The 25,438-nt window shown below is 71.1% G+C and carries 28 protein-coding genes; 20 read left to right on the top strand and 8 right to left on the bottom strand.

Annotation, left to right across the window (positions count from 1 at the left end; translation table 11 throughout):
- Positions 1-96 precede the first annotated feature (96 nt).
- On the bottom strand, positions 97-1,230 hold the full coding sequence (locus M1L60_RS07050; RefSeq protein WP_253236464.1) for an AI-2E family transporter: 1,134 nt from the start codon (positions 1,228-1,230) through the stop codon (positions 97-99).
- A gap of 286 nt (positions 1,231-1,516) precedes the next feature.
- Here M1L60_RS07050 and M1L60_RS07045 point away from each other — a divergent pair, with 286 nt between their 5' ends.
- From M1L60_RS07045 to M1L60_RS07030, 4 genes are all read left to right on the top strand, one after another.
- Complete coding sequence (locus tag M1L60_RS07045; RefSeq protein ID WP_253236463.1) at positions 1,517-4,285, top strand: ATP-binding protein; 2,769 nt, start codon at positions 1,517-1,519, stop codon at positions 4,283-4,285.
- Positions 4,282-4,773 (top strand): ribonuclease FAU-1 family protein, encoded by a 492-nt coding sequence (locus tag M1L60_RS07040; protein ID WP_253236462.1) that lies wholly within the window; start codon positions 4,282-4,284, stop codon positions 4,771-4,773. Before M1L60_RS07045 ends, M1L60_RS07040 begins: the two co-directional genes overlap by 4 nt.
- 122 nt (positions 4,774-4,895) lie before the next feature.
- Positions 4,896-5,849: an ATP-binding cassette domain-containing protein gene (locus M1L60_RS07035; RefSeq protein WP_253236461.1), complete on the top strand. Its 954-nt coding sequence runs from the start codon at positions 4,896-4,898 to the stop codon at positions 5,847-5,849.
- The gene (locus M1L60_RS07030; protein ID WP_438862077.1) at positions 5,846-6,613 is read left to right on the top strand and encodes an ABC transporter permease; all 768 of its coding nucleotides are present in this window, start codon (positions 5,846-5,848) and stop codon (positions 6,611-6,613) included. Before M1L60_RS07035 ends, M1L60_RS07030 begins: the two co-directional genes overlap by 4 nt.
- Here the strand turns inward: M1L60_RS07030 and M1L60_RS07025 are convergent, their stop codons facing one another.
- Positions 6,614-6,961, bottom strand: coding sequence for an MmcQ/YjbR family DNA-binding protein (locus M1L60_RS07025; RefSeq protein WP_253236460.1), 348 nt, complete (start codon positions 6,959-6,961; stop codon positions 6,614-6,616). It lies immediately after the preceding gene.
- Between the two features lie 79 nt (positions 6,962-7,040).
- Here M1L60_RS07025 and M1L60_RS07020 point away from each other — a divergent pair, with 79 nt between their 5' ends.
- The 3 genes from M1L60_RS07020 to M1L60_RS07010 are packed head-to-tail and all read left to right on the top strand — an operon-like array spanning position 7,041 to position 9,747.
- Entirely contained in the window at positions 7,041-7,775 is a 735-nt protein-coding gene (locus tag M1L60_RS07020) for a DivIVA domain-containing protein (protein WP_438862076.1), read from the top strand.
- 52 nt (positions 7,776-7,827) lie between these two features.
- Positions 7,828-8,625: a hypothetical protein gene (locus M1L60_RS07015; RefSeq protein ID WP_253236458.1), complete on the top strand. Its 798-nt coding sequence runs from the start codon at positions 7,828-7,830 to the stop codon at positions 8,623-8,625.
- A gap of 9 nt (positions 8,626-8,634) precedes the next feature.
- Positions 8,635-9,747, top strand: a complete 1,113-nt coding sequence (locus M1L60_RS07010) for a DUF3500 domain-containing protein (protein ID WP_253236457.1) — start codon at positions 8,635-8,637, stop codon at positions 9,745-9,747.
- A 52-nt stretch (positions 9,748-9,799) separates the two neighbouring features.
- Here M1L60_RS07010 and M1L60_RS07005 read toward each other — a convergent pair whose 3' ends face one another.
- Positions 9,800-10,639 carry a LysR family transcriptional regulator gene (locus M1L60_RS07005; protein ID WP_253236509.1) on the bottom strand — a complete coding sequence of 280 codons (840 nt, stop codon included), beginning with the start codon at positions 10,637-10,639 and terminating at the stop codon, positions 9,800-9,802.
- A 100-nt stretch (positions 10,640-10,739) separates the two neighbouring features.
- Here M1L60_RS07005 and M1L60_RS07000 point away from each other — a divergent pair, with 100 nt between their 5' ends.
- Both M1L60_RS07000 and M1L60_RS06995 read left to right on the top strand, forming a co-directional pair.
- On the top strand, positions 10,740-11,462 hold the full coding sequence (locus M1L60_RS07000; protein ID WP_253236456.1) for an SDR family oxidoreductase: 723 nt from the start codon (positions 10,740-10,742) through the stop codon (positions 11,460-11,462).
- Between the two features lie 13 nt (positions 11,463-11,475).
- A complete protein-coding gene (locus tag M1L60_RS06995; protein ID WP_253236455.1) occupies positions 11,476-11,871 on the top strand; it encodes a VOC family protein in 396 nt (131 codons plus the stop codon).
- Between the two features lie 319 nt (positions 11,872-12,190).
- On the opposite strand, the gene M1L60_RS06990 is transcribed toward M1L60_RS06995, so the two are convergent.
- Positions 12,191-12,349, bottom strand: coding sequence for a hypothetical protein (locus tag M1L60_RS06990; protein WP_253236454.1), 159 nt, complete (start codon positions 12,347-12,349; stop codon positions 12,191-12,193).
- A gap of 100 nt (positions 12,350-12,449) precedes the next feature.
- On the opposite strand from M1L60_RS06990, the gene M1L60_RS06985 reads away from it, so the two are divergent.
- Positions 12,450-12,899: a GNAT family N-acetyltransferase gene (locus M1L60_RS06985; RefSeq protein WP_253236453.1), complete on the top strand. Its 450-nt coding sequence runs from the start codon at positions 12,450-12,452 to the stop codon at positions 12,897-12,899.
- Here the strand turns inward: M1L60_RS06985 and M1L60_RS06980 are convergent.
- A complete protein-coding gene (locus tag M1L60_RS06980) occupies positions 12,889-14,325 on the bottom strand; it encodes an aldehyde dehydrogenase family protein (RefSeq protein WP_253236452.1) in 1,437 nt (478 codons plus the stop codon). The two genes, M1L60_RS06985 and M1L60_RS06980, sit on opposite strands and share 11 nt — an antisense overlap.
- A gap of 122 nt (positions 14,326-14,447) precedes the next feature.
- On the opposite strand from M1L60_RS06980, the gene M1L60_RS06975 reads away from it, so the two are divergent.
- Positions 14,448-15,134 (top strand): S1 family peptidase, encoded by a 687-nt coding sequence (locus M1L60_RS06975; protein ID WP_253236451.1) that lies wholly within the window; start codon positions 14,448-14,450, stop codon positions 15,132-15,134.
- Between the two features lie 471 nt (positions 15,135-15,605).
- Positions 15,606-16,787 carry an LCP family protein gene (locus tag M1L60_RS06970; RefSeq protein WP_253236450.1) on the top strand — a complete coding sequence of 394 codons (1,182 nt, stop codon included), beginning with the start codon at positions 15,606-15,608 and terminating at the stop codon, positions 16,785-16,787.
- On the opposite strand, the gene M1L60_RS06965 is transcribed toward M1L60_RS06970, so the two are convergent.
- Complete coding sequence (locus M1L60_RS06965; RefSeq protein ID WP_253236449.1) at positions 16,762-17,562, bottom strand: class I SAM-dependent methyltransferase; 801 nt, start codon at positions 17,560-17,562, stop codon at positions 16,762-16,764. The two genes, M1L60_RS06970 and M1L60_RS06965, sit on opposite strands and share 26 nt — an antisense overlap.
- A 158-nt stretch (positions 17,563-17,720) precedes the next feature.
- Between M1L60_RS06965 and M1L60_RS06960 the strand changes: the two genes are divergently transcribed.
- Complete coding sequence (locus tag M1L60_RS06960; protein ID WP_253236448.1) at positions 17,721-18,224, top strand: hypothetical protein; 504 nt, start codon at positions 17,721-17,723, stop codon at positions 18,222-18,224.
- 1 nt (position 18,225) lies between these two features.
- Here the strand turns inward: M1L60_RS06960 and M1L60_RS06955 are convergent, their stop codons facing one another.
- The gene (locus M1L60_RS06955) at positions 18,226-19,182 is read right to left on the bottom strand and encodes a TIGR03885 family FMN-dependent LLM class oxidoreductase (RefSeq protein ID WP_253236447.1); all 957 of its coding nucleotides are present in this window, start codon (positions 19,180-19,182) and stop codon (positions 18,226-18,228) included.
- 71 nt (positions 19,183-19,253) lie between these two features.
- Between M1L60_RS06955 and M1L60_RS06950 the strand changes: the two genes are divergently transcribed.
- From M1L60_RS06950 to M1L60_RS06930, 5 genes are all read left to right on the top strand, one after another.
- On the top strand, positions 19,254-19,973 hold the full coding sequence (locus M1L60_RS06950) for an MBL fold metallo-hydrolase (protein ID WP_253236446.1): 720 nt from the start codon (positions 19,254-19,256) through the stop codon (positions 19,971-19,973).
- Positions 19,974-20,088: 115 nt separating this feature from the next.
- Positions 20,089-21,039, top strand: coding sequence for an ABC transporter substrate-binding protein (locus tag M1L60_RS06945; RefSeq protein WP_253236445.1), 951 nt, complete (start codon positions 20,089-20,091; stop codon positions 21,037-21,039).
- Positions 21,040-21,134: 95 nt separating this feature from the next.
- A complete protein-coding gene (locus M1L60_RS06940; RefSeq protein ID WP_253236444.1) occupies positions 21,135-21,743 on the top strand; it encodes a sigma-70 family RNA polymerase sigma factor in 609 nt (202 codons plus the stop codon).
- A 7-nt stretch (positions 21,744-21,750) separates the two neighbouring features.
- Positions 21,751-22,521, top strand: coding sequence for an esterase/lipase family protein (locus M1L60_RS06935; protein ID WP_253236443.1), 771 nt, complete (start codon positions 21,751-21,753; stop codon positions 22,519-22,521).
- Positions 22,522-22,573: 52 nt separating this feature from the next.
- A complete protein-coding gene (locus M1L60_RS06930) occupies positions 22,574-23,359 on the top strand; it encodes an AfsR/SARP family transcriptional regulator (RefSeq protein ID WP_253236442.1) in 786 nt (261 codons plus the stop codon).
- On the opposite strand, the gene M1L60_RS06925 is transcribed toward M1L60_RS06930, so the two are convergent.
- Positions 23,334-23,981, bottom strand: coding sequence for a TetR/AcrR family transcriptional regulator (locus M1L60_RS06925; protein ID WP_253236441.1), 648 nt, complete (start codon positions 23,979-23,981; stop codon positions 23,334-23,336). The genes M1L60_RS06930 and M1L60_RS06925 overlap by 26 nt on opposite strands.
- A 77-nt stretch (positions 23,982-24,058) precedes the next feature.
- On the opposite strand from M1L60_RS06925, the gene M1L60_RS06920 reads away from it, so the two are divergent.
- Both M1L60_RS06920 and M1L60_RS06915 read left to right on the top strand, forming a co-directional pair.
- Positions 24,059-24,775 carry an SDR family NAD(P)-dependent oxidoreductase gene (locus M1L60_RS06920; protein WP_253236440.1) on the top strand — a complete coding sequence of 239 codons (717 nt, stop codon included), beginning with the start codon at positions 24,059-24,061 and terminating at the stop codon, positions 24,773-24,775.
- A 184-nt stretch (positions 24,776-24,959) separates the two neighbouring features.
- A complete protein-coding gene (locus M1L60_RS06915; protein WP_253236439.1) occupies positions 24,960-25,406 on the top strand; it encodes a DUF6918 family protein in 447 nt (148 codons plus the stop codon).
- Positions 25,407-25,438: the final 32 nt, after the last annotated feature.

The raw sequence follows: 25,438 nt of genomic DNA, 5'->3' as shown, positions 1-25,438 counted from the left end.
GGTGTGAGCGTTAACATCGATGCTTATGCATGTTTTGCCCTGGCTCACCAAAATGTCAAGGGCACACCGGGAAGGTGTGCCCTTGGCGAATCAGAATCAGACCGTGGCGGCCGGTTCCTCGTCCGGATCCGGCTCCGGTGGCACTTCGGGCTCGGGGTCCGGCGGATCGTCGCTGAGCTGTTCGCGGATGTAGACGTAGACGACCGAGACGAGCGCGGCCACCGGCACGGCCAGCAGGCTGCCGATGATGCCGGCCAGGCTGCCGCCCAGGGTCACCGCTAGCAGCACGACCGCCGCGTGGAGCCCCAGCCCGCGGCTCTGCACCATCGGCTGGAAGACGTTGCCCTCGAGTTGCTGCACCACGATGATGATGCCGAGCACGATCAGGGCGTCGACCCAGCCCTGCGTGACCAGCGCGATCAGCACGGCCACGAAGCCGGCGAAGAGCGCGCCGACGATCGGGATGAATGCCGTGATGAACGTCAGCACGGCCAGCGGCAGCACCAGCGGAACGCCGACGATCCACAGGCCGAGGCCGATGAAGACCGCGTCGAGCAGACCGACGAACGCCTGCGACCGCACGAACGCGCCCAGCGTGTCCCAGCTGCGGGTGGCCACGGCCGGGATGTCGTCGGACAGCCGGCCCGGCAGCTGCTTGGACAGCCAGGGCAGGAAACGCGGGCCGTCCTTGAGGAAGAAGAACATCAGGAACAGCGCCAGCACCGTCGTGATGACGCCGTTGACCACGGTGTTCACGCCGGTCAGGGTGTAGTTGACGATGTTGCCGGCGCTGGCCTGGATGCGGTCGACCGCGGCGTCGAGCGCGCCCGTGATGTCGTCGTCGCCGAAGTTGAGCGGCGGGCCGGAGGCCCACTCGCGGACGTGCTGGATGCCGTCGACGACACCCTGCGACAGCTCGCCCGACTGCGACGCCACCGGCACCGCGATGACGACGATGATGCCGGCCATCACGACCAGGAACAGCACGGTGACGAAGGCGGCGGCCAGCGCCGGCTTCCAGTTCCAGCGATACCGCAGGAACCGGGCGATCGGCCAGGTCAGCGTGGTCAGCAGCAGCGCCACCACGACCGGCCAGAGCACCGACCAGGCCTTGCCCATCAGCCACAGCACCACGTACGCCATGAGCAGCACGAGCAGTGTCTGGGCCGACAGGAAGGCCGACGTCCGTAAGGCGGACCGCGCCTTGTCGGGGTTGAGCTTGGCAGGCATGCCGATCACCTTAGAGAGCAGGTCGCGAACGCGCTCGACTACACCCCGCGATCACGCCAGCTGGGACAGAACCGTGTCCATCCGTTCGGCCAGCTGGATGCCCGTGCCGAGCGAGGACGCCCCGGAGAACCCTGTCGCCGCACCTGCTCGGCCCGCGCGCCGAGCCCGCGGGCCGGGGCGCGGCGCCGGCCGTGGCGCTGGTCGAGGCCGGGTCGGCCGCCGACGGTTTCTGCGGCTACTGGAAGGCCCCGGCACGGTAGTTCCGGCCACCGACGAGAATGGACCCATGGCGTACGGGGTGCTGGGTCCGACACTCGCCGGGCCGACGGTGGCCGCGGGCGGGGCGAGGGTGCGCGCCCTGCTGGCCCGCCTGCTGCTCGACGCGGGCCAGGTGGTGCCCCTGCCCCGGCTGATCGACGACCTCTACGGCGACAACCCACCGGCCGGGGCGGTCAACGCGGTGCAGTCCAGTGTCTCGCGCTTGCGGCGTGAGGTTCCCATTTCGTACGACGGTTCGGGCTACCGCCTCGACATCGAGCCCGACGAGGTCGACGCCCACCGCTTCACCCGCCTGGCCGGCTCGGCGCGGTCGGCGGCGCGCGACGGCGATTTCGCCACGGCGAGCGCGCAGCTGACCGAGGCGCTCGCGCTGTGGCGGGGTGAGGCCCTGGCCGACGTACGATCGGCGCCCTTCGCGGCGGCCGCCGCCGACCGCCTCGAGGAGTCCCGCCGACAGGCCCTCGAGGACCGGATCGAGGCCGAGCTGCACCTGCACCCCTCGGCCGACGCCATCGACGAGCTGCGGAAACTGCTCGACGTGGCCCCGCTGCGCGAGCACACGTGGGCGCTGCTGATGCGTTCACTGGCCGCCGGCGGGCGCCCGGCCGAGGCGCTGGCCGCCTTCGAGCAGGCCCGCCGCGTGCTGGCCGACGAGCTGGGCGTCGACCCGTCGGCCGAACTGTCGGCGGTGCACACGGCCGTGCTCCGCGGCCCGGCCCGCCACCGGCTCCCGGCCCAGCTGACCAGTTTCGTCGACCGCCAGGAGCTGGCGCGGGCCGAGGCGGCGCTGAAGTCGGCCCGCCTGGTGACGCTGGCCGGGCCGGGCGGGGCGGGCAAGACACGGCTCTCGATCGAGGTCGCGGGCCGGCACCCCGGCGAGGCGTGCCTGGTCGAGCTGGCCGGCACCGGGCCGGCCGACGTGGCCCGGACCGTGCTCGACGCGCTCGGGCTGCGCGACACCGGCCTGCGCGACCGCTCGGCCGGGCCGGACACGCTCGACCGGCTGCTGGCCGCCCTGTCCACCCGCGAGCTGCTGCTCATCCTCGACAACTGCGAGCACGTGCTGAGCGCGGCAGCCGAGCTGACCGGGCGGCTGCTCGCGGCCTGCCCCGGGCTGCGGGTGCTGGCCACCAGCCGGGAGCCGCTCGGGGTCACCGGCGAGGTGCGGGTGCCGGTGGCCGGGCTGCCGGTCGAGGCGGCCGTGCGGCTGTTCGCCGAGCGGGGCGCGGCGGCCGGGTCCCTCCTCGGGGCCGAGGACGAGACGGCGGTGCGGCAGATCGTTCGTACTCTGGATGGTTTGCCCTTGGCCTTGGAACTGGCCGCGGCCCGGTTGCCGGTGCTGCTGGTGGACGAACTGGCCCGCCGGGTCGACGACCGGTTCCGCGTGCTGTCGCGCGGCAGCAGCACGGCCGAATCGCGGCATCAGACCCTGTGGAACCTGGTCGCCTGGAGCTGGGACCTGCTGACCCCGCCGGAACAGACGCTGGCCCGCGCCTTCACGGTGTTCCGGGGCGGGGCCGGGCTCGACGCGATCGAGCAGGTGGGCGGGCTCGGCCCCGAGACCCTGGACGTTCTCGACGGGCTGGTCAGCAAGTCGCTGATCGAACGGGACGGCGCGCGCTACCGGATGCTGTCGACGATCCGGGCCTTCTGCGCGGCCCAGGGCCCGGCGCCGACCGACCGGCACGCCGAATACTTCCTGCGACTGGCTCAGACGGCCGACACCCAGCTGCGCGGCCCGGACCAGCTGATCTGGCTCGACCGGCTGGACGCCGACCGGGACAACCTGCACGCGGCGGTGCGGCACGGCTCCGACGAGGTGGCGCTGCGGCTGGTGGCGGCGCTGTCGTTCTACTGGTGGCTGCGCGGCGCCCGCGGTGAGGCGGCGGCCCTGGCCCGCGAATTGCTCGAACGAGCCGGACCGGCGGACGGGCTCGCCGAGGAATATGTGCTGTGCCAGCTGAACACCGGGCTCGCCGACGAGCACCCGGCGCGTTATCTGCAGGCGCTGGACCGCCCACCCGCGCAGCCCTTCCTGCTCTATCTGTCGGCGTTCACGGCCGGCCCGCCGCGAGCGTCGGACGAGGAAGTCGTCGACATGCAGGAAAGTCTGCGGGCCCGGCTGCGCGGCTCGCCGTGGAGCGAGGCGCTGGCGTCCATCGGCAGCGGGTGGATCGCGCTCTTCCGCGGCGACCAGCCGTGGGCCGACCGCGAGTTCGCCCGCGCGCTGGTCGGCTTCCAGGCTCTGGGCGAGCGCTGGGGAGCGATGCTGGCCCAGTCCGGCCTGGCCGAGCTGGCCACCGCCCGGGGCGACCACCAGGCCGCCCGCGCCCCCATGGACGAGGCGTTGCGCCTGGCGGCCGAGCTGCGCTCCGACGTCGACCTGGCCGAGATGCTGCGGAGCCGGGCCGAGATCCACTTGCTTGCCGGCGACCCGGACGGCGCCGCGGCCGACTTCACCGAGTCGATGGCCCTGGCCACGGGCTGCGGCGCGCCCGAGGTGGTCGCCTCGTCGCGCATCGGCCTGGCCCGGCTCGCCCTGCGCCGGGACGACCCGGTCACCGCGCGCGAACTGGCCTTCACGGCGCTGGCCGAGTGCCCGACCGGTTGGTACACGGCCGACGGCGTACGCCTGAGCATCAAACTCGTCCTGGGCCAGTCCGCCGCCGACCCGGTCGAGGCCGCCCACTGGTACCGCCAGGTCGTCGCCGAGGCCGCCGGCCCCGACGCGGCCAACGTCGTCGCCACCGCTCTGGCCGCCCTGGAGGTGCCGTGACCACCGTGCGCCTGCACAAGATCAAGCGCCCGGGCGGCGAGTACTGGTTCGACTTCGAGCAGGTGGCTCGGGACGCCGACGGCACCTGGCTGCGCGGCCCGGTCGGTTCGCCGTGGCACGCGCCGCACGAGGACGGCACGTCGGCCGTGTCCGTGGTGGTGCTGCTGGCCCCCGGCCGTCCGTGGGCCGCCTGGTGGGTCGGCGACCCGGCCGACCGGCGGCTCGAGATCGACGTCTGCCTGCCGCCCACGACGACGGAGGACGGCTGGCGGTACGTCGATCTGGAGCTCGACCCCGTGTGGCACGCGAGCGACGGCCGGGTCGAGATCGAGGACGAGGACGAGTACGAGGAGTCCTGGCGCGGCGGCTTCATGACCGCCGACGATGCCAAGCTGGCCCGGGTCGTCGCCGAGGGCTGCGCCGAATTGCTGCGCCGCGACGACGAGCCCTGGCTGCGCCGGGGCTGGGACTTGCTCGACTCGGCCTGACCCACTTCATGTTGACTGCATCAATGTTGACGTCAACATTCATGCAGTCAACATGAGTGACTGACGACGGTCGTCAGCGCTTCGTGCGTGGCTCGTCAGCGGTGGGCGGCAGTCTCGGCGGCATGACCGACATCGCCATCGCGGCTGAAGGGCTGCGCAAGACATATCGGGGTGTGGCGGCGCTCGACGGGTTCCGGCTCAGCGTGCCCGCCGGGACCGTCTGCGGACTGCTCGGCCCGAACGGGGCGGGCAAGACCACGGCCGTACGCATCCTGGCCACCCTGCTCAACTTCGACGCGGGCCGGGCCGAGGTGGCCGGGGCCGACGTCGCCCGGCAGCCCGAGCAGGTGCGTGAGCGGATCGCGCTGACCGGGCAGTACTCGGCGGTCGACGGCTCGCTGTCCGGACGGCAGAACCTGGTCCTGTTCGGACGCCTGCACCACCTGGGCCGGCGGCAGGCCCGGGTCCGGGCCGACGAGCTGCTCGAACAGTTCGACCTCGTCGACGCGGCCGACAAGTCGGCCACCGACTACTCCGGGGGCATGCAGCGCCGGCTCGACCTGGCGGCCAGCCTGATCCGCGCGCCACGGGTGCTGTTCCTCGACGAGCCGACCACCGGGCTCGACCCCCGCAGCCGCAACCAGGTCTGGGACACCGTCCGCAAGCTCGTCACCGACGGCACCACCGTGCTGCTGACCACGCAGTACCTGGACGAGGCAGACCAGCTGGCCGACCGGATCTCGGTCGTCGACACCGGCCGGGTCGTGGCCGAGGGCACCCCGGACGAGCTCAAGGCCGCGATCGGCGCCGACCGGCTCGAGGTGGTGATCCGCGAGCACGGCCGGCTCGGCGACGCGACCGCCGTACTGGAAAGGATCGGCCCGGTGGACGCCGACCCCGACACCCGCCGGCTGCGGGTGGCCGTCACCGACCGCGTCACCGCGCTGGTGGAGGCGGCCCGGGCCCTGCGCGACGCCGCCATCACCGTGGACGACCTGGGAATCCGGCGGCCCACCCTGGACGAGGCGTTCCTGAGTCTGACCGGCCACCGCGCCGAGGAGGAGGACAAGAAGTGACCACCGCCATCGCCGACGGCTGGACGATGACCGGCCGCTACCTGCGGCACGTCGTCCGCGAACCCGAGCAGATCATCATCTACTTCTCCCTGCCCATCATGTTCGTGCTGGTCTTCGGGTACGTGTTCGGCAGCGGCATGGCCGTCGGCGGCGACAGCTACCGCGAATACCTGGTGCCCGGCGTGTTCGTCATGACCCAGCTGTACGGGCTGGGCGCCACCGCCACGGCCATCTCGCTCGACATCAGCCGCGGGGTCGTCGACCGGTTCCGGTCGATGCCCACGGCCCGCTCCGCCCTCATGGTCGGGCGCAGCACGGCCGATCTGGCCCGGGCCGTACTGGAGATGCTCGTGCTCGTGGTCTGCGGCCTGCTCGTCGGCTGGCAGTGGAACCTCGGCCCGGGCCAGGCGCTGGCCGCGGTCGGGCTCATCCTGCTGCTGCGGGTGGCGCTGACCTGGGTCGGCATCTATCTGGGCAGCGTCGTGCGCAACCCGGACACGGTCAGCCTGATCGTCTTCCCGCTGGCCTTCCCGCTGACCGCGCTGTCCAACGTCTTCGTGCCGCCGGACCGGATGCCGGGCTGGCTGGGCACGATCTCGGAGTGGAACCCGATCTCGGCCACCGTCGCCGCGGCCCGGGAGCTGTTCGGCAATCCCGGCGCCCACGGCGAGCACGCTCTGCTCCTGGCCGTGGCGTGGCCGCTGGTGCTGCTCGCGGTGTTCGCGCCGCTCGCTGTGCGTAACTACCGCAAGCTCGGACGGTAGTCAGGCGCGGCTGTCGGAACGCATCTGCCACGCGTCGCCGATAAGTTCTTGCAGCCGCGCAGTTGTTACCTCAGGTAGCCGCAGCATCACCAAAGGCAGCCCGTCGTACGAGGGAATCGTGAAGAACAGCTCTGGTTCGCCCAGGACCAGAGCTTGTTTCTCGGCCTCGTCACCGACGAAGAGGACCGCGATATCGGTGCGGATGACCCGCGGCTTACCCGGCTCACGCTGCGGATACGACCAGATGAAGCCCCGATTGTGGACCCGGAAGTCGAACCCGTCGCTGTCGATCTCGACGACGTCGGGCAGGGCGAGCGCGAGTCGGCGCACATCGTCGGCGTCGGCCACCGGGCGAACCCTTCCGCAGCTGTTGGATCGGCGACTGATGTTATGACACCTGAGCGGGTTCCAAGGGACTGTGCGTAGGATGCCTCGGCAGGTCGAATACAGATGGGAACCGAGGAGCACGATGCCGCTAACTCCAGCCGACGTTCACAACGTGGCGTTCAAGAAGCCGGCCATCGGCAAGCGCGGGTATGACGAGGAAGACGTCGACGCGTTCCTGGACGAGGTCGAGCAGGAACTGACCCGGCTCCTCGAGGAGAACCGCGCCCTGCACGACCAGGCGTCGCGACCGGGGCCGAGCGGCCCGGCGGCCAACGGTCCGGGCAACCGGGCCCTCGAGGCCGAGCTCTCCGACCTGACGGCCCAGCTCGGCCGTCTGCAGGAGGCCCGCGCCCGGGCCGAGCAGAACGCGCGCAGCATGCAGACCCAGCTCGAGCGGGCCCGCCGCGAGACCCCGGCCGCCCCGCCGCCGTCGGTCAGCGACGGGCAGGACTCGCCGGTGCTGATGATGGCCCGGCGCACCGCCGACGACCACATGCGTGACGCCCGGTCCGAGGCCGACGCGCTGATCGGTTCGGCCCAGTCCGAGTCCGACAAGGTCACCAGCGACGCCCAGCTGGCCGCGAGCACCATCGAGAGCGACGCCCGGCGCAAGCACACCGAGGCCATGAACGGGCTGGTCGACAAGCGCAACGCGCTGCTCGACGAGATCGACAAGCTGGGTCAGCTGGCCCAGACCTACCAGCAGGCCCTGGGCGACCACGTCCAGCGCCAGCTGCAAGAGCTCGACAGCGCCTCGGGCCGCGACCTCGACTGACCCGCCCGCCTGCCGTGGCCGGCATTACCGCCGGTCACGGTAGATTCGCGGGATGAAAACGGTCAGCCGCCGCCTCGCGCTGTGGCGGGCGGATCTCGAGGCGGGGATCTGCGCCGCCCCCGAGGAGTCGGCCCAGGGCGAGCGCGACCACGTCGTCGTCGTGATGGACAACCGGCAGACCTTCGAGTGCGAGCTGCGGCAGGACGTCGAGTGGCAGCTCACCGGCCTCACCTGGCCCGACGACTTCCCGCCGGGCGTGCTGGTCACCGTCACCTGGCACCCGCACCGCGACGACTTCGTGATCCGCACCGACCCGCTCGACGACCCGTTGCGCGTCGACGGCGTCGACTATTTCTATGCGTACGACCCCAAGGTCGTCACCCGCGACTACGCGCCGGACAAGTCGAACCGCGCTCAGGTGCTGCACACCGTACGCAAGCTCGGCCGGGTCTTCGACGACGGCAGCGCGGTGCTCAGCGAGGAGCTGCTGACCAAGCGGTCCGGTCTGGGGCGGGGCGCCAAGGGCGCGTTCCTGCTGCGCAACGCCGTCGATCAGCTGATCCGCGAGGGTTTCCTGACCCGGGTGACCGGCAGCGTCGACTCGACCGGCCACCCGTCCTATCCCGCGGTCGAGGGGCAGACCGAGACCGAGATGGTGTTCTACGCCCCGATGGTCGAGCCGATCCCGGCCGACTCGCACCGCGGCGACCACTGGGTCACCGGGTTCATCCGCAAGCTGCCCCGCGGCGCCCAGCCCTCGGCCAAGCGGCAGGAAGCAGCGCGGAAGGCGGGCATCGGCCCGCTGGCCCCCGGCTACACCTTCGTCAAGAAGCACCACCGCAACGGTTAGGTTGTGGTCATGGTGGATGACGTGGCCGGCCGGATGGCCGAAGCGGCGCGGGCCTGGCTCGAACTGCTCAGCGACGACCAGCGCGCGGTCGGCCTCGCGGACGCGGCGGACGGTGAACGGCGGCGCTGGTTCTACACGCCGACCGACCACGGCGGGCTCACGTTCCACCAGCAGCGGCCGGTCCAGCAGCGCGCGGCCATGCGGCTGGTGGCGTCCGGGCTGTCGCGGCCGGGATTCGTCACGGTGGCGACCACGATCGGGCTCGAGAACGTGCTCGACCACACCGAGGGGTTCGTCGCCCGCTTCGACCGCGAGCGCGGGCGCGATCCCGGGCTCTACTACCTGCGCGTGTTCGGCGAACCGGGTGGCAGCGGCACCTGGGGCTGGCGGTTCGGCGGGCACCACGTGTCGCTGAACAACCTGGTCGTCGACGGGCGGCTGGTCTCGACCACGCCGTGTTTCATGGGCGCCGATCCGGCGGTCTCCGAACTGCTGGGTGGTGCGGTCAACCGGCCGCTGGCCCGGGTCGAGGATCTGGCCCGCGAGCTGGTGCTGTCGTTGGGGCCGGACGAGCAGCGCCAGGCGATCCTGTCGCCGAAGGCGCCGTCGGACCTGGTGACGGGGAACCGGACGGACATCAGTGAGGGGGATCGGGTCATTCCGCTGGCCGGCATCTGGCGTGACGAGCGCTTCAGCGACCCGGTGGAGTGGGAGAAGCTGCAGGCGGCGAGTGATGCCATCGATGCCGCGGCCGGCTATGGCGAGGATGAGCATCGGTCGCTGGAGTACACCGCCCGACCGAAAGGCATCTCGGGGCGCGATCTGAAAGACGGGCAACGCTCGCTTCTGTACGCGTTGCTGGGCACCTATTTCGGCCGGGTTCCGGAGTCTGTGTCGCCGCTGTCGGCGTACGACGATGCGGCCTTGGACCTCGTGCACGTGGCGTGGGCCGGGTCGACCGAACCGGGGGCGCCGCACTACTACCGGGTGCAGGGGCCGCGGCTGCTGATCGAGTGGGACAACACTCAGCGCAACGCCAACCACGCGCACTCGGTGTGGCGCGACCCTTCCAACGACTTCGGCCTCGACGTGCTGGGCGCCCACCGCCGAGCGCACCACTGACGCCGGTTTCACCTGCCGAGGCGGCTTCTCCGCTCGGGCGTGGCGGGCCGTTCTACAGGTCGACTGCTGTTTTCACGAGACGGGCGACGGCCTGGGAGCGGCTGTGGGCGGGCCAGGCCAGGACCGTGGTCACGTGCGGGGCGTCGGTCAGCGGGACGGCGGCGTGGGCGCTCCACAGCCAGGAGCGCGACGAGGCGCAGAGCACCGCCGAGGCGTGCCCGAGGGCGATCAGCTGCGCCAGCTGGGACAGGTCGTGGATCTCGGGGCCGCGACCCGGTTCGTAGGTGCCGTCCTGGCTCGGCCAGCGGGCCACCGGCAGATCCGGCACGTCGGCGATGTCGGCCAGGGTCAGCGAGGAGCGCGCGGCCAACGGGTGTTCGGCCGGCAGGATCGCGACCTGCTGCTCGGTCAGCAGCTCCTCGGTGTCGAACCCGGCCAGGGCGTCGAACGGGCGCTGCATGAACGCCACGTCGGCCCGCCCGTCACGCAGCATCCGGGCCTGATCGCCCATCCCGCACAGCACGACCTCGATCTCGGCCGCGTCCGGCTCGGCGCCGTGGGCGTCGAGCAGCCGGCGCAACAGTTCGTGGTTGGCCCCCGCCTTGGTAGCCAGCGTCAGCCGGTTGGGCCCGGCGGCAGCGCGCTGAGTTCGGCGGGCGGCGGCCGCCGCGCTGTCGAGCAACACCCGCGCCTCGTCCAGCAACACCCGCCCGGCGTCGGTCAGAGCCACCCCGCGCCGGTCACGGTCGAGCAGGGTCACCCCGAGGCGCCGCTCGAGCTGCTGAATCGCCCGGGACAGCGGCGGCTGCGCGATACCGAGCCGCTCGGCCGCCCGGCTGAAGTGCAGCTCTTCCGCGACAGTGACGAAGTACCGCAGCTCGCGCGTCTCCAGGGTGTCCACCGTCCGACGATACTGCGCTGATACCGCCCAGGTATCACAGCCGACCGTAACGATGTAAGCGACGGAACAGTCAGCGAGTCAGCATCGGCCCATGAGCGACAAGAAGACCGCGCTGATCACCGGCGCGAACAAGGGACTCGGGTACGAGATCGCGGCCGGCCTGGGGGCACAGGGCTACCGAGTGCTGATCGGGGCGCGCGACCGGGCCCGGGGCGAAGCCGCCGCGAAGACCCTGCGCGACGCCGGGGTGGACGCCCGAGCCGTACAGCTGGACGTGACCGACGACCGCAGTGTGGCCGAGGCCGCCGAACAGATCGACCGACTGGACGTACTGGTCAACAACGCCGGCATCTCGGGCCCGACCGGACCGGACTGGGGACAGGACCCGACCACGCTCGACCTCGACGTCGTCCGCGCGGTGGTGGACACCAACGTGTACGGGGCGATCCGCGTGACCAACGCCCTGCTGCCCCACCTGCGGCGCTCGCCGTCACCCCGCATCGTCAACGTGTCGAGCAGCGTCGCGTCGCTGACCTGGCAGTCCGACCCGGCCGTCGAGGTCGGCCCGATCATGGCCGCGTACTCCCCCACCAAGACCTATCTCAACGCCGTGACCGTGCATTACGCGCGCCAGTTGGCCGCCACCGACATCCTGGTCAACGCGGCCTGCCCCGGCCTGGTGGCCACCGACTTCACCGGCTTCACGGGCCGCCCGGTGGCCGAGGCCGCGGCCACCCCGATCCGGCTGGCCACCCTGCCCGACGGCGGCCCGACCGGCACGTTCGTCAACGACGACGGCGTGATCCCGTGGTGACTACGCTGCCGGGATGCACATCGACCTGGTAGCCCTGATCGTCGACGAGTACGACCCGGCCATCGCCTTCTTCACCGGCGTGCTCGGCTTCGACCTGGTCGAGGACTCGCCGTCGCTGACCACCGACGGCCGGGCCAAGCGCTGGGTGGTCGTCCGCCCGCCCGGCGCCCAGACCGGTATTTTGCTGGCCCGGGCCGACGGCGACGACCAGCGCACAGCCGTCGGCAACCAGGCCGCGGGCCGGGTCGGCTACTTCTTGCGGGTCGACGACTTCGATGCTGTGCACCGCCGAATGCTCGACGCCGGCGTCGTGTTCGTGCGAGAGCCCCGCGACGAACCCTACGGCCGCGTCGCGGTCTTCCTCGACATCGCCGGCAACCGCTGGGACCTCCTCGGCCCCCAACATTGACCCGATACATGTTGACGTCAATATTGATCCAGTCAACATAACCATCCAGCCGTCAACCCCGGGCAACACACCCCGAGCGGGCGGCCCACATCTGGCGGGCGGCGCACGCCCGGTGGGCGCCGCCTGCCGGGCGGGCGGCGTCGCTGGAGTACGAGCTCGAGCAACTGGGTGCGATGGCGGCGGCCCTCGGTGAGCCGTTCGATCGGCCGGCTTCACCCAGGTCGACGTCGAGCCGTACCGCCTGCACAGCCCGTTCATCACGTTCAACACTCAGATAGCCGGCATCGCCCGCATGTGAGCCTCGGAGCGGCGGCGAACGTCATCGCGTCGGTCGGCGGCCCTTGAAGAAGCCCATGACGATCGAGACGGCCAGGGCGATCAGCCCGATGATGATGAGCCACTTGACGGCCTTGAGCACCAGGCCGAGCACGATGAGAACGACGGCGATGATGCCGAGCAATACCAACAGCGAGCGCATGTTCCTTCTCCCGACTTAGACCCGCACGGAGTGCCCCGTCGAGTCCGGCCCCAACCACCTTCGTCATGTGACGTCGCACTACGGCCGTAGCCTGAGGATCATGCTGGACTGGAGCGCCCGGCCGGCCGTGGCGGGGGATGTCGAGGCCGTGGCGGAGTTGCGGGCCGTGGTGTTGCGGGCGGACCTGGAGCGGCTCGGGCGGTATGACGAGCATCGGGTGCGGCAGCGACTGCGGGACGGGTTCGGGCCGTCCCACACCTGGATCCTCGAGGTGGGCGATGAGTTCGCGGGCTGCGTCGCGCTTCGGCCGGCCGACGACGCCCACTGGCTCGAGCACTTCTATCTCGCCCCGGAGGTCCAGGGCCAGGGCGTCGGTACGGCCGTACTCAGTTGGCTGCTCGCCCCGTGCGACCGCGACGGCGTGGTGGTGCGGCTGAGCGTCCTGCACGGCAGCCCGGCCCGGCGCCTGTACGAACGCCACGGCTTCACCTGGGAGGCCGAGGACCAGACCGACGCCTACCTGGTCCGCCGCCCGGCGTTCACGAGATGATCACCGTCTGCAGCTCGGTGAACGCCTCCATGGGGTGAGCGCCGCCGACCCGGCCGAGGCCGCTGTCCGAGCCGGACCGCCCACCGAACGGCAGGTGGCTCTCCCAGTAGTTCGACGACTCGTTGATGTTGACCCAGCCCGTGCGCACCGCATCGGCGAACGCCAGACCGCGATTCAGATCGGCCGTGTAGATCGCGGCCAGCAACCCGTAGCGGGACGCATTGGTCAGCTCGATCGCTTCGTCGAGCGACCCGATCCCCACGATCGGCGCCACCGGCCCGAACGTCTCGTCGGTGGCGACCAACGCGTCGCCCGGAACGTTGTCGAGCACCGTGGCCGGCCAGTACAGATCAGTCTTGAACGAACCAGCCCGCGCGCCTCCGGTCAGCACCGTCGCGCCCCGGGCCACCGCGTCGGCCACATGCTCATCCATCTTGGCCGCCACCCCGGCGTTGTTGAGCGGCCCCATCGTCGTCGCGTCGTCGAACGGGTCGCCCAGCCGCACGGCCGAGCGCACCGCCGCCGCCAGCCGATCCGCGAACTCGTCCTTGACCGCTGTGTGGACCAGCAGCCGCTCCCCCGCCGTGCAGCTCTGCCCCGCGCACAGGAAGCAGGCGACCAGCGCCCCCTCGACCGCCCGATCGAGATCGGCGTCGTCCATGACCACGACCGGCCCGTTCCCACCCATCTCGAGCAGCGTCGCCTTGCCCGCCGCGGCCGACGCCACCAGCCGCCCGGTGGCCGTCGACCCGATGAACGCCACCGCGTCCGTACCCGGGTTGCGGGCGATCTCGTCCCCCACGACCGGCCCCGGACCGGTGACCAGGTTGAGCACTCCCGGCGGCAGGTCGGCCTCGGCGATGCACCGGGCCAGTGCGACCGCGGCCACCGAGGTCGACGGCGCCGGCGTCCACACGACAGTGTTCCCGGTGGCCAGCGCGGGCGCGATCAGCTCGGCCGGCATAGTGTAGGGCCAGTTCCACGGGGTGATCACGCCGACCACCCCGCGCGGCCGGCGGATCAGCAGGGCCCGCTTGCCCGGTGACGACGAGTTCGGCAGCAGCCCACCCAGGCGCTTGCCGTCCTCGGCCGCCATCCGCCAGTAGGCGACCAGTTCGTCCACCTCGTCGTAGGCCTCGGCCCGCAGCGGTTTGCCCTGGTCGAGACTGAGGGTACGGGCCAGTTCGTCGCGCCGGGCCTCGATCACGTCGCCCACACGGTGCATCAGCGCGGCCCGTTCGAACGCGGTCAACCGACCCCAGCCGTACGCCGCCGCGCGGGCTGCGGTGATGGCCGCGCGCGCGTCGTCCCGGTCACCTTCCGGTACGCGGCCGAGCGTCTCACCGGTGGCGGGGCTGGTCGCCACGGTGGTGGCGTGCGAGCGGGCGGGCACCCAGGCGCCGCCGACGAACATCCCGAGGTCCACCCGACCAGGCTATCGGCGGTCATCACACGGTGATAGGTGCGAATTGGGCTGTAACCGTTTTCCCACCTCAACACGTACGGTACTTCGACAGCCCTCGATACATCCCCCGAAAGGAGTCCGGCGTGCGCATCCGCATCGTCGTCGCTTCGCTGGCCACCGTCCTGACCGGCGCCCTGGCCGCACCCTCGGCCGCCTCGGCCGCCGTCGAGGACCCGGGCACCAACATCATCGGCGGCGGTACGGTCTCGTCCGCGCCGTGGGCCGCTGCCGTGCTGAGCAACGGCAGCTTCACCTGCTCGGGCACGATCATCTCGGCCAACTACGTGCTGACCGCGCGCCACTGCATCTCGGGCACCATGTCCGTCCGCGTGGGCAGCGTCAACCGCACGTCGGGCGGCACCACCCGGGCCGTGAGCAGCACGGCCACCCGCTACGACCTGGCCCTGATGCGGCTCGCGTCACCGATCACCACGTCGTACATGCCGCTGTCGAGCGCGTACCCGCCCGTCGGCTCGACCAACAGCATCTACGGCTGGGGCATGACCTGCTACAGCGGCTGCAGCGCGTCGACGACGCTCAAGACCGCCACCGTGCAGGTGACATCGACCAACCAGACCGACGCGTACGGCGGTCGCGCGATCGGCAGCACCCGCATCAACGGCAACGCATGGCGCGGCGACTCCGGCGGCCCCCAGGTCTACAACGGCGCGCAGGTCGGCGTGGCCTCCACGGCCGACGGCACGGCCCGCCAGTACTACGGCAGCGTCGCGTACAACCGGGCCTGGATCTCCTCGACCGCAGGCGTCTGACCCTCCCGGAGAACCCGGGGCCGGCTCACCCGCCGGTCCCGGGTTTTCTGCTGCCGCCCCATCGTGCCCACCCCGCCCGACCTGGGGGCGGGCCCCACCGTAGCCGAAAGGGCCGGGGCCGGAATCGCGTTGTCCACAGGCGCATGCGGAATGGCGTTCAGGCAATTCCCAGAAAGTGTGGGAGTCGCTATCAGTCGAAGATCAGAAAGCCCGCGAATCGGACAACGGGGTGGGCAACCATTTGACGCCCGTCGAATAATGGGAAGGCGTCTCGGCGCGCTCGGATCGCTACGCTGCGTACCGAAATCTGGTCTTTTGAATTCGAAAAGTCGTCACGGCGTCACCCCGCGTCCAGCGGGGTTGACTAATAGATCGTGACCATATATCTGTTCTGACGGCGTTGAGCCCGGCGCGTTGCCAAACGCACCGCGTCACACGAGGGAGCTACCACATATGCCGGCTGGGACCGCCATGAGAGGCGATCGCGACGCCCGCCCGGGCCAGCGCAATGCGCAGGGTGGCGGCGGAACCGGCAAGAAGAAGTCGAAGCGCCCGAAAGCGCCGCTCTGGGCGAAACTGCTCACCACGTTCGGCGTCATCATGGCGTTGGTCGGTGTCGGCGGCCTCGTGAGCGTCAAATACTTCCTCGGTCAGCTCACCTCGAACATCCAGACCACCTCGTCGGTGCTGAGCGCCGCGGGCGGGCTGGGCAACACGAACGCCAAGGCGGGTCAGCTGCCCAAGGGCGCGATGAACATGCTGCTGCTCGGGCTCGACACCCGCACCGGCTGGGGTGACGGCGAGTCCCGGTCGGACACGATCCTGATCCTGCACATCACCGCCTCGCACGACAAGGCGTACATGATCTCGATCCCCCGTGACACCGTGGCCAAGATCCCGGCCGACGAGGAGCTGGGCGTTCGCGAGCAGACCACCAAGATCAACGCCGCCTACCTGTTCGGGTCGCAGAACGGGCACGGCTGGCAGGGCGGCGCCAAGATGGCGACCAAGGCCATCCACGAGCTGACCGGCATCGAGTTCGACGGCGTCATGGTCATCGACTTCAACGGCTTCAAGGGCATCCTCGAGGCCATGGGCGGCGTGCACCTCTGCGTCGACAAAGAGATGTGGTCGAGCCACTACCTGGTCAAGAACGGCAAGATCGAGTACGCGCACGGCGCCGACCCGAAGAGCAAGCCGCGCGACGCCCTGGTCTTCAAGAAGGGCTGCCGCAACATGGCGCCGTGGGAGGCCCTCGAGTTCTCACGTCTGCGCCACTCGTCCAACGGTGACTACGACCGCCAGCGGCACCAGCAGCAGCTGCTGCGCGCGATGGCCAAGAAGGCCAGCAGCGCCGGCATCATGGGCAACCCGTCCAAGGTCGCCAAGATCCTGGCCGCCGCGGGCAAGTCACTCAAGATGGACACCAACGGCGTGCCGGTCGACAACTTCATCTTCGGGCTCAAGGGCCTGGCCGCGGGCGACCTGATCCCGATCAAGACCAATGGCGGCACGTTCAACGGCGGCAACGGGGGCGAGGCGATCAGCGACGACACCCGGGCCCTGTTCGAGGCGACCTCGGCCGACAAGCTGCCCGAGTTCCTGCTGCGTCACCCGGAGAACGTGATCACGGACGGGGGCGCCGCGTCCTGACCGCGGCGTACCACGCGGGAATCCGCTGGACCGGCCCGCCCGGTTCCAGCGGGACCCCGTACACCTCGGTGGCGCCCTGCTCGAGCACCCGCCAGGCATCATCGGGGAAGATCGCGGTGACCTCCTCGGCCCCGAACCGGCGCGGCGCCCGAACGCCGGCGCTGATCAGCCGGTGCACCAGCGGCGGCAGGCGGGTCGGCCGGGCGCCCTGGTCGAGCAGGTAGTCGAGCGGGTCGCCGGTGTGGTTGGTCTCGCTCAGATACAGCGTCCCGCTCTCGCCCAGCAACGCGACGATATTGGCGGCGACCGCACGACGGGAATCGTCGTCCAGCACGTGCAGCACGCCCCGGATGTGCACGTTGGCGTCACCCAGTTCGCCGTGCAGCCGGTCCCCCAGTCCGGGTGACGCGATGTCGGCCACCCGGAAGGTGACACCGGCGAACGCGCCCGAGGCCCGGGCGACCGCCGCCGCCGACCCGTCGATGCCGACGACCCGAGAGGCGAAACCCGTCAGCGCGTACGTCTGACGGCCCGACCCGCACCCGAGGTCGACCATCGGCCGGGCCGGGTCGGCATGCCGGCTCAGCACCGCGGCCAGCAGTTCGTTCTCGGCCGGCTCGTCGGCCTCCCACAGCACGTCACCGCCGGGCCCGGTGCGGGCGACACCGGCCCAGTAGCGTTCCCACGCGCGCGACTGCGAGCGCGGCGCGCCGAGCGCGGCCAGGGTGAGCCGGGGAATCAGGAGGTACTTGCGCCAGACCACGACGATCATCATTACGTGCTCCGGAAGGTCTGACCATATGCGGTTCGGACGCCCCGGAAAACGTCAGTGCGGGCGACCGTCCACGACGGAATCCGCAGCCAGATCGGCATGGAAAAAATTATTACGCACCGAGATCAACCCGTAACAAACGGCCAATATTGTCCCCGACCATGATTCGGCGTTGTGGCCTGGCCACGCTCGGTGTTCTTCTGGCGGTCGGCGTGACCGCGTGTGGTTCGGACGGCGGTGACGAGCTGGCGTTCGGCGGTGACCCGGTCACTCAGTGCGTCCGTACGCCCGAAGGTGCTTCCATGATTCTCGGCGACGTGCTGCGCGCGCCGGCCAACTCAGACCTGGTCGTCCAGAAGATCGGGCTGGCCGGCGCCAAGGGCGTCAAGGCGGGCAAGGCGTTCATCGTGCCGCTGGCCGGCGGGCGGACCCCGATCGGCAACGCCAACTATCCCCCCGCGGCCAACCCGACCTGGGAGTTCCGGGTGCCGGCCGAGAACGCCACGATCCACGCCGGCGAGCAGGCCAACCTGCTGCTCGTGGTGAGCCGCAGCGGCACGCTCGACGGCTCGGCCTCGGGCATGCAGATCGACTACGTCGGCGGTACGAAGGTCAACACGACGACCTACCAGTTCCGCGGCGATTGCAGCGTCAACGCCAGCTAGTTCACCGCAGGGCGGGCAGGACCTTGGACCCGAACGTCTCGATGAACGGCGTCAGGTCCTGCCCCACGTGATGCAGATATATGCGGTCGAAGCCGAGGGCGGCGTACCCCCGGAGCTTCTCGATGTGCTCCTCCAGGTCGGCCGAGATGTTCACGACCTTCCCGACCTGCTCGACGGTCACGTTCTCGCTGACCACGTCGAAGTGGTCGACCGTCTCGAGGTCCCAGCACACCGGCGGGGCGAAGATGTTGCTGCGCCACTGGTCGTGCGCGATCGCCTCGGCCTCGTGCTGCGCCGGCGCCCAGCTCAGGTGCACCTGCAGGCTGATCGGCCCGCGGCCGCCGGCGTCCCGGTACGACGAGATCATCGAGCGCAGGTGGTCCTCGGGCGCGTTGACTGTGACCAGCCCATCGGCCCAGCGCGCGCACCAGGCCGCCGTCTTCGTGCTCACCGCGGCCCCGATCAGCGGCGGGGACACCTCGGGCCGGGTCCAGAGCCGGGCCCGGTCGACCTTGACCAGGCCGTCGCGGGTGACCTCCTCGCCGGCCAGGAGGTCGCGCATGACGTCGACACATTCGAGCAGCCGGGCCTCGCGCACCTCCTTGCGCGGCCAGGGCTCGCCGGTGATGTGCTCGTTGCTGTACTCGCCGCTGCCCAGCGCGGCCCAGAACCGGCCCGGATACATCGCGCCCAGGGTGCCGATGGCCTGCGCGATGATCGCCGGGTGGTACCGCTGGCCCGGCGCGTTCACGACGCCGAACGACAGATTGGTCGCCTGCAACGCGGCGCCGAGCCACGACCAGGCGAAGGCGGACTCGCCCTGCCGCCGGCTCCACGGCGAGAAATGATCTGAGCACATCGCCGCGTCGAAGCCGGCGCGTTCCGCGGCCACCACGGCGGCGAGCAACTCGGCGGGCGGGATCTGCTCGTGGGAGGCATGGATTCCGTACTCCGTCATGCGCAGGGCCATACCCAGGATCGGCCGCCGGGAACCCGTGCGATCACCGGCCGATGGGCGGACGATGGGGCATGGGAATCAGTCGAAGACTTCTGTTCACCGCGGGCTCGGGTGTGCTCGGCGTGGCCGTGCTCTCCGCCTGCTCGGATTCCGCGGCGCCGTCGAACGGCCCGCCCGCCTCTGCCTCGTCGGGCCCGGCCGGCTCCGGCACCTGGCAACGGGTCGATCTCTCCTTCGTGTCGGCATACCTGTTGATCCGCGGCGCCGAGGCGGCGATCGTCGACCTGGGCGTGCCGGGCTCGGGCGACGCCATCGGGAAAGGGCTCACCGAGGCCGGCAGCAGCTTCCCGGCCGTACGCCATGTGGTGATGACCCACAAGCACGACGATCACGCCGGCGGGCTCGGTGACGTCCAGCCCCTGGCCACGGCGGCCAAGTTCTACACGGGCGAGGCCGACGTCTCCTCGATCCAGTCGGCCCGGCCGCTGACCGCGCTCAAGGACGGCGACGAGGTCTTCGGCCTGCAGGTGATCGGCACGCCGGGCCACACCGCCGGGCACATCGCGATCTTCGATCCGTCCACCGGCACGCTGGTCGCCGGGGACGCGCTGCGCACCACGACCGACGGCCTGGTCGGCCCCGACCCGCAGTACAGCGAGGACATGACGACGGCCGTGGCCTCGATCCGGAAGCTGGCCGCCCTCGACGTCCGCACGATCCTGCCCGGCCACGGCGCCCCGCTGACCACCAACCCGGCCGCGGCCCTGAAGAAGCTGGCCGCAGCGGGCTGAGCCCCGCGACGGACGGGCAGACATTTAGATTTCCCTTTCCGCCTGAGGCTCTGGCGCGCTTGATCCGGTAAATTGCGCGCGGCGCAGTTGCGCCGCGTAGCCGAAAGGGCACACCATGCGCCGGATCCTCGCCGCCGCCACCGCCGTCGTCCTGGTCCTCGCCGGGTCTGCCTGCTCCGACGACAAGAAGGCGGTGGCGACCGCCGGCACAAAGGTGAGCGTCGGCGTCATCCCCATCATCGACGTGGCGCCGATCTACCTGGGTAAGCAGAAGGGCTTCTTCACCAAGCGCGGCATCGACCTGGCGCTCACCCCCGAGCAGGGCGGCGCGCCGATCGTCGAGGGGGTGCTCGGCGGCAAGTACCAGTTCGGGTTCAGCAACGTGACCTCGCTGATGGCCGCGCAGTCCGGTGGCGCCCCGCTCAAGGCGGTGGCCAGCGGCGTGGCCTCGAACGGCCGGGCCGGGCGCGACTTCTCGGCCATCGTGGTGCCCGACGGCAGCAAGATCCGTTCGGCCCGCGACCTGGCCGGCAGGCGGATCGCCGTCAACACGTTGAAGAATCTGGGCGACACGACCGTACGCCAATCGGTGCGGCGGGCCGGCGGCGACGCCGGCAACCTGCAGTTCCAGGCGATGCCGTTCCCCGAGATGCCGGGCGCTCTGCAGGCGGGCAAAGTGGACGCGGCCTGGGTGGTCGAGCCGGCGCTGAGCGCGGTGCTGACGCAGGGCGGGCAGATCCTGGCCTCCAACTTCGTGGACACCGCGCCCGACCTGACCGTCGCTCTGTACTTCACCAGCCAGGGCACGATGGCCGCGAAACCCGAGCTGGTCACCGACTTCACCGAGGCCATCAAGGAGTCGATGCGCTACGCGGCCGACCACCCGGAGGAGGTCCGCGACGTCGTCGGCACGTACACCCAGATCAACGACACCGTCCGCATCGCGATGATCCTGCCCAGCTGGCCCGAGGACATCAACCGGCGGTCGCTGGAGCGGGTGGCCCAGCTCGGCCAGCGCGACGGCATCTTCACCAAGCCCCCGACCCTCGATCAGCTGCTGCCCTGACCTTCGCCGCGGAGATCGCGCCCGGCGAGTAACTCGTTCGGCATTGACCCTCCCTAGCGTCGGCTCCGACATCGGAACCGACCCGGGGAGGACTCATGCCGGCCGTGCTCGAGACCCGTCCATTGACCGACTTCCTCGTGGTGCGCGACCGCCTGATGCGCATCGCCACCCGCATCGCGGGGGCCGAGGCCGAGGACGTCGTGCAGGACGCGTGGCTGCGGTGGCAGCGGGTCGACCACAACACTGTGCTCGACCCGTCGGCCTACCTGTCGCGGACCACCGTCCATCTGTCGATCAACCGAGCCCAGCAGAGGCCGACGTCGGCCCTCACGCCGGCCGTGCTGCCGCCCGAGCCGTCGGCCGACCCCGCCGACCGGGCGGCCGCGGCCGACGAGTTGCGGACGGCGCTGGCGCTGCTGGTGGCCCGGCTCGAGCCGCGGGCCCGGGTCGCGTACACGCTGCGCGAGGCCTTCGAGCTGCCGTACCGCCAGATCGGGGTCCTGCTCGGCATCACTGAGGCGCACACCCGGCAGCTGGTCAACCGGGCCCGCCGCCGGCTGGCCGCCGGGCCGGACCGCCCGGTGCCGCGCGACGAGCACCGGGCCCTGCTGGCGGCGTTCCGGCACACCGCCCGGACCGGAGACCCGCGACCCCTGGCCGGGCTGGCCCGAACGCCTGAATCGGCGCGGCCCGCTGCCGCATGATGATGCGGTGCGGTACCTGTGGCCGGCCGTGGCCGGCGCCGTGGTGCTCCTGCTGCTGACCCTGGTGGGAGTGCGCCTGGTCGGCGGCGCGGACGACGACGGGCCCCGGCCCGATCAGGCCCGGCCCGGCCCCGTGCTGCTCGTGCCCGGCTACGGCGGTAACCGCACCGGCCTGAGCCGGCTGGCCGAGCGTCTGCGGGCCGAGGGCCGGACGGCGACCGTGCTGACCCTGCCCGGCGACGGCACCGGCTCGCTCGAGGAACAAGCCGGCCTGCTCGATACGGCCGTGCGCGATGCGATGGACGCCGGGGCGCCCTCGGTCGACGTGGTCGGCTACTCGGCCGGCGGGGTGGTGGCCCGGCTCTGGATCGAGCGCCACGACGGCGCTGAACGGGCGCGGCGGGTGGTCTCGCTGGGCTCGCCGCTGCACGGCACCCGGCTGGCCGGGCTGGGCGCCCGGTTCGGGAATGCGGCTCAGTGTCCACAAGCCTGTCAGGAACTGGCGCCCGGCAGCGACCTGCTCGACAGCATCGACGGCGACCTGCCGGGCCGGCTGCCGTGGCTGTCGATCTGGACCGAGAACGACGAGACCGTGCTGCCGCCCGACTCGGCCCGCCTGGACGGCGCCGTCAACCTGCCGTTGCAGAGCATCTGCCCGGCCGCGCGCACGGCCCACGGCGAGCTGCCGACCGATCCGTACGTGACCGCTCTGGTTCTGGACGCCTTGGGCACCTCGCCCTTGAGCGAAGTGGCGCGCGGCACATGCCGGACGGCATGACGCAGTCACCCGACTGATGATTGGGTCATGACTGCGACGGCAGGGTTGACTCATGGATCGAGACCCTGACTTGCGGTTCTGCCTGTTGGGCGCGGTACGCGTCCGGCGCGGCGCGGTCGACCTCGAGCTGGGCGGACGGCAGCCTCGGACAATCCTGGCGCTGCTGCTGGCCGGAGCGGGGACGACGGTCGGTTTGTCGGAGATGGTGGACACTCTGTGGGGCGATGACCCGCCGGTCAGCGCCGTCAACGTGGTGCACCGGCACATCGGGGTGCTGCGCCGCGTCCTGGAACCCGAGCTTCCCGTACGAGCCACCGGCGACCATCTGATCCGGCAGGCCTCGGGCTACCGGCTGCTGGTCGACGAGCACAACTTCGACCTGCTCCGGTTCCGCCGGCTGGCCGCCGAGGCCCGGCGCACCGACGACCCCGCGGTCGCCGTACGGCGCTACGCCACCGCCCTGTCGCTGTGGCACGGCCGGTGCGCGGCCGAACTCGAGATGGACCACCCCAGCTTCCTGGCCGTCGAGGCCGAGCGCTGGCAGGTGACCCGCGAGGCGGCCGACGCGGCTCAGCGCGGCGGCCCGGTCCGGATGGTGCTGCCCGCGCTGCGCCAGGCCGCGGTGCTCAACCCGCTCGACGAGGGCCTGCAGGCCCGACTGCTGCTGGCCCTGGCCTCCGACGGCCGCCAGGCCGAGGCGATGCACACGTTCCGCGAGGTCCGCCGCCGGCTGGTCGACGAACTGGGCCTGGGCCCCGGACCGCAGCTGGTCGAGGCCTACGACCGCCTGCTCGTGCGCACCCGGCCCAAGGTCACCTGCTCGTCCTGCGGGCGCTGACCGACCCGAGCCCGATCATGGCCCGGTGCACCTCGGGCTCGGTCAGCGCCGGGACCGGCAGGGGATGGGCGGACGCGGACCGCAGCCCGTCGAGCGCGAGGGCCAGCGACCGCCGCCACGCCTGCCCGTTGATGCCGGCCGTGGCCCGCACGATGGCGGCGGTCGACCACAGCAGGAACGCCATGTCCTCGACCGTGAAGTCGGACCGCAGGGCGCCGTCGGCCTGGGCCCGCTCGATCAGCCCGCGCGCGCTGCCCATCTGGGCGTCGCACATCTCGGTGAGCCGTTCCGCGTCCGGATAGCGACGGCTCACCGCGTCGTTGAGCGCGGGGTCGGTCGCCTGCAGCTCGCACAGCAGCGTGACGTAGAGCGCGAAGGCGGCCCACGGGTCGGGCTCCGCCTCGGCCCGGCGCCGCGCCTCTTGCACGCGGGCCTCGAGCAGGTCGGGCATCACCGCGTCGATGAGCGCGTCCCGCCCGCCGAAACGGTTGTAGACCGTGCCCGGGCTGACCCCGGCCCGGCGGGCGATCTCTTCGATCGGCACCTCGAGGCCGTGCTCGTGATAGGCGGCCACGGCGGCGGCGCGCAATCGCTCGACGTTGCGCTGGGCGTCTTTCCGCATGGGGTGATCCTAGCAACTTGATGATGCCCTCAACTTCGCGCTAAGTTGAGGCAACCATCAAGTTCGAGGAGTCAGACATGAGCAAGACCATCGTGATCTTCGGCGCCGGCACCGGACTGGGCGCCTCGGTCGCCCGGCGGTTCGGTCGCGAGGGCTACCGGGTGGCCCTGGTCGCCCGCACCCGGGAACGCCTCGAGGCCCTCGCCGCCGAACTGTCCGAAGAGGGCATCGAGGCGGCCGCCTTCCCGGCCGACCTGGCGGCGTCCGACGGCATCGCTGCGGTGATCGAGGCGGTCCTCGCCCGCTTCGGGCGCATCGACGTCGTCGAGTACGCGCCGATCACCGTCGAGGGCTTCACGGCCGCGGCCGACCTGTCCGCGGCGCGGCTCCGGCCGTACACAGAGGTCTTTCTTCTCTCGCTCGTCGAGGCGGTCCACGCGGCGCTACCCGGCATGCTCGAGCGCGGCGACGGGGCGATCCTGCTCGGCCAGGGTGTTTCGGCGACCCACCCGCAACCCGGCCTCAGCGGCTTCGGTCCGGTCATGGCGGCCGCCCGCAACTACATCCACTCGCTGCACGGCGAACTGGCCGGGAAGGGGGTCTATGCCGGCGTCGTGCACGTGGCCGCGATGGTCGAGCGCAGCGCGGGGCAGCGGGCCATGCTCGGCGGCGACATGGCGACCGGTCTCGATGTCAGCGCCATCCCGGTCATCGACCCCGATGACATCGCCGAGGCGTTCTGGACGATGGTCACCAAGCGTGACGAGATCGAACGCCAGCTGCCCTCGTCCTAGCAGACCCGCGTTACCGGCGGGAGCCCGGCCACCCGGCCGAACGGGTCATCCGGGTGGCCGTTCAGGCCGAAGATCCTGGCCGGGCCGGGGCATCCTTCCGAGACGGCCGAGGCAGGAGTTGAAAGTGATTCTGCATTGAGTAGTCTGCTCGCCGTTGTCTTGTTGATGAGGAGCGCGCACACCCATGGTTTCGAACCTTCTTGAGCTTTCCGAGAACCCGGCCACCAAGGAGGCCATCGTCAAGGACGCCCAGGCGCTGGTCGAGTCCGAGCTCGCCAACAAGTCGGGCGTTTCCGCGGCCGCGGTGAAGCTCGCGTACAAGGCGGTCACCTCGTTCGCTCCCGGCTACTACGTCGAGACCCTGAACATCATGGTCCCCTCGATGCTCGAGCAGCTGCAGCCGTTCTGGGCCGACTTCCAGGTCGCCGGCGGCGGCTCGTTCGGTGAGTACCTGGTCAAGCGGCAGGACGAGGTCACCCCGGCCATGCTGCTGGTGACCGACGACATGGCCAACGCCTCCGAGAAGGCCGTCGTCGTCAAGGCTTACAAGACCGTTCGCGGTGGCGCCGCGAAGCACATCGAGGCCGCTCTGCCGGCCCTCGGTGGCCTGGTGGAGAAGTACGCCGCCTGATCTGCCGTGTTGTGACGAGCCGCGCCCGGGCC

It is taken from the genome of Paractinoplanes aksuensis, from assembly GCF_024137025.1.
Classification (GTDB): domain Bacteria; phylum Actinomycetota; class Actinomycetes; order Mycobacteriales; family Micromonosporaceae; genus Actinoplanes; species Actinoplanes aksuensis.
The sequence above is the reverse complement of the archived record's forward strand: the minus strand, read 5'-3'. Positions and strand labels throughout refer to the sequence as shown.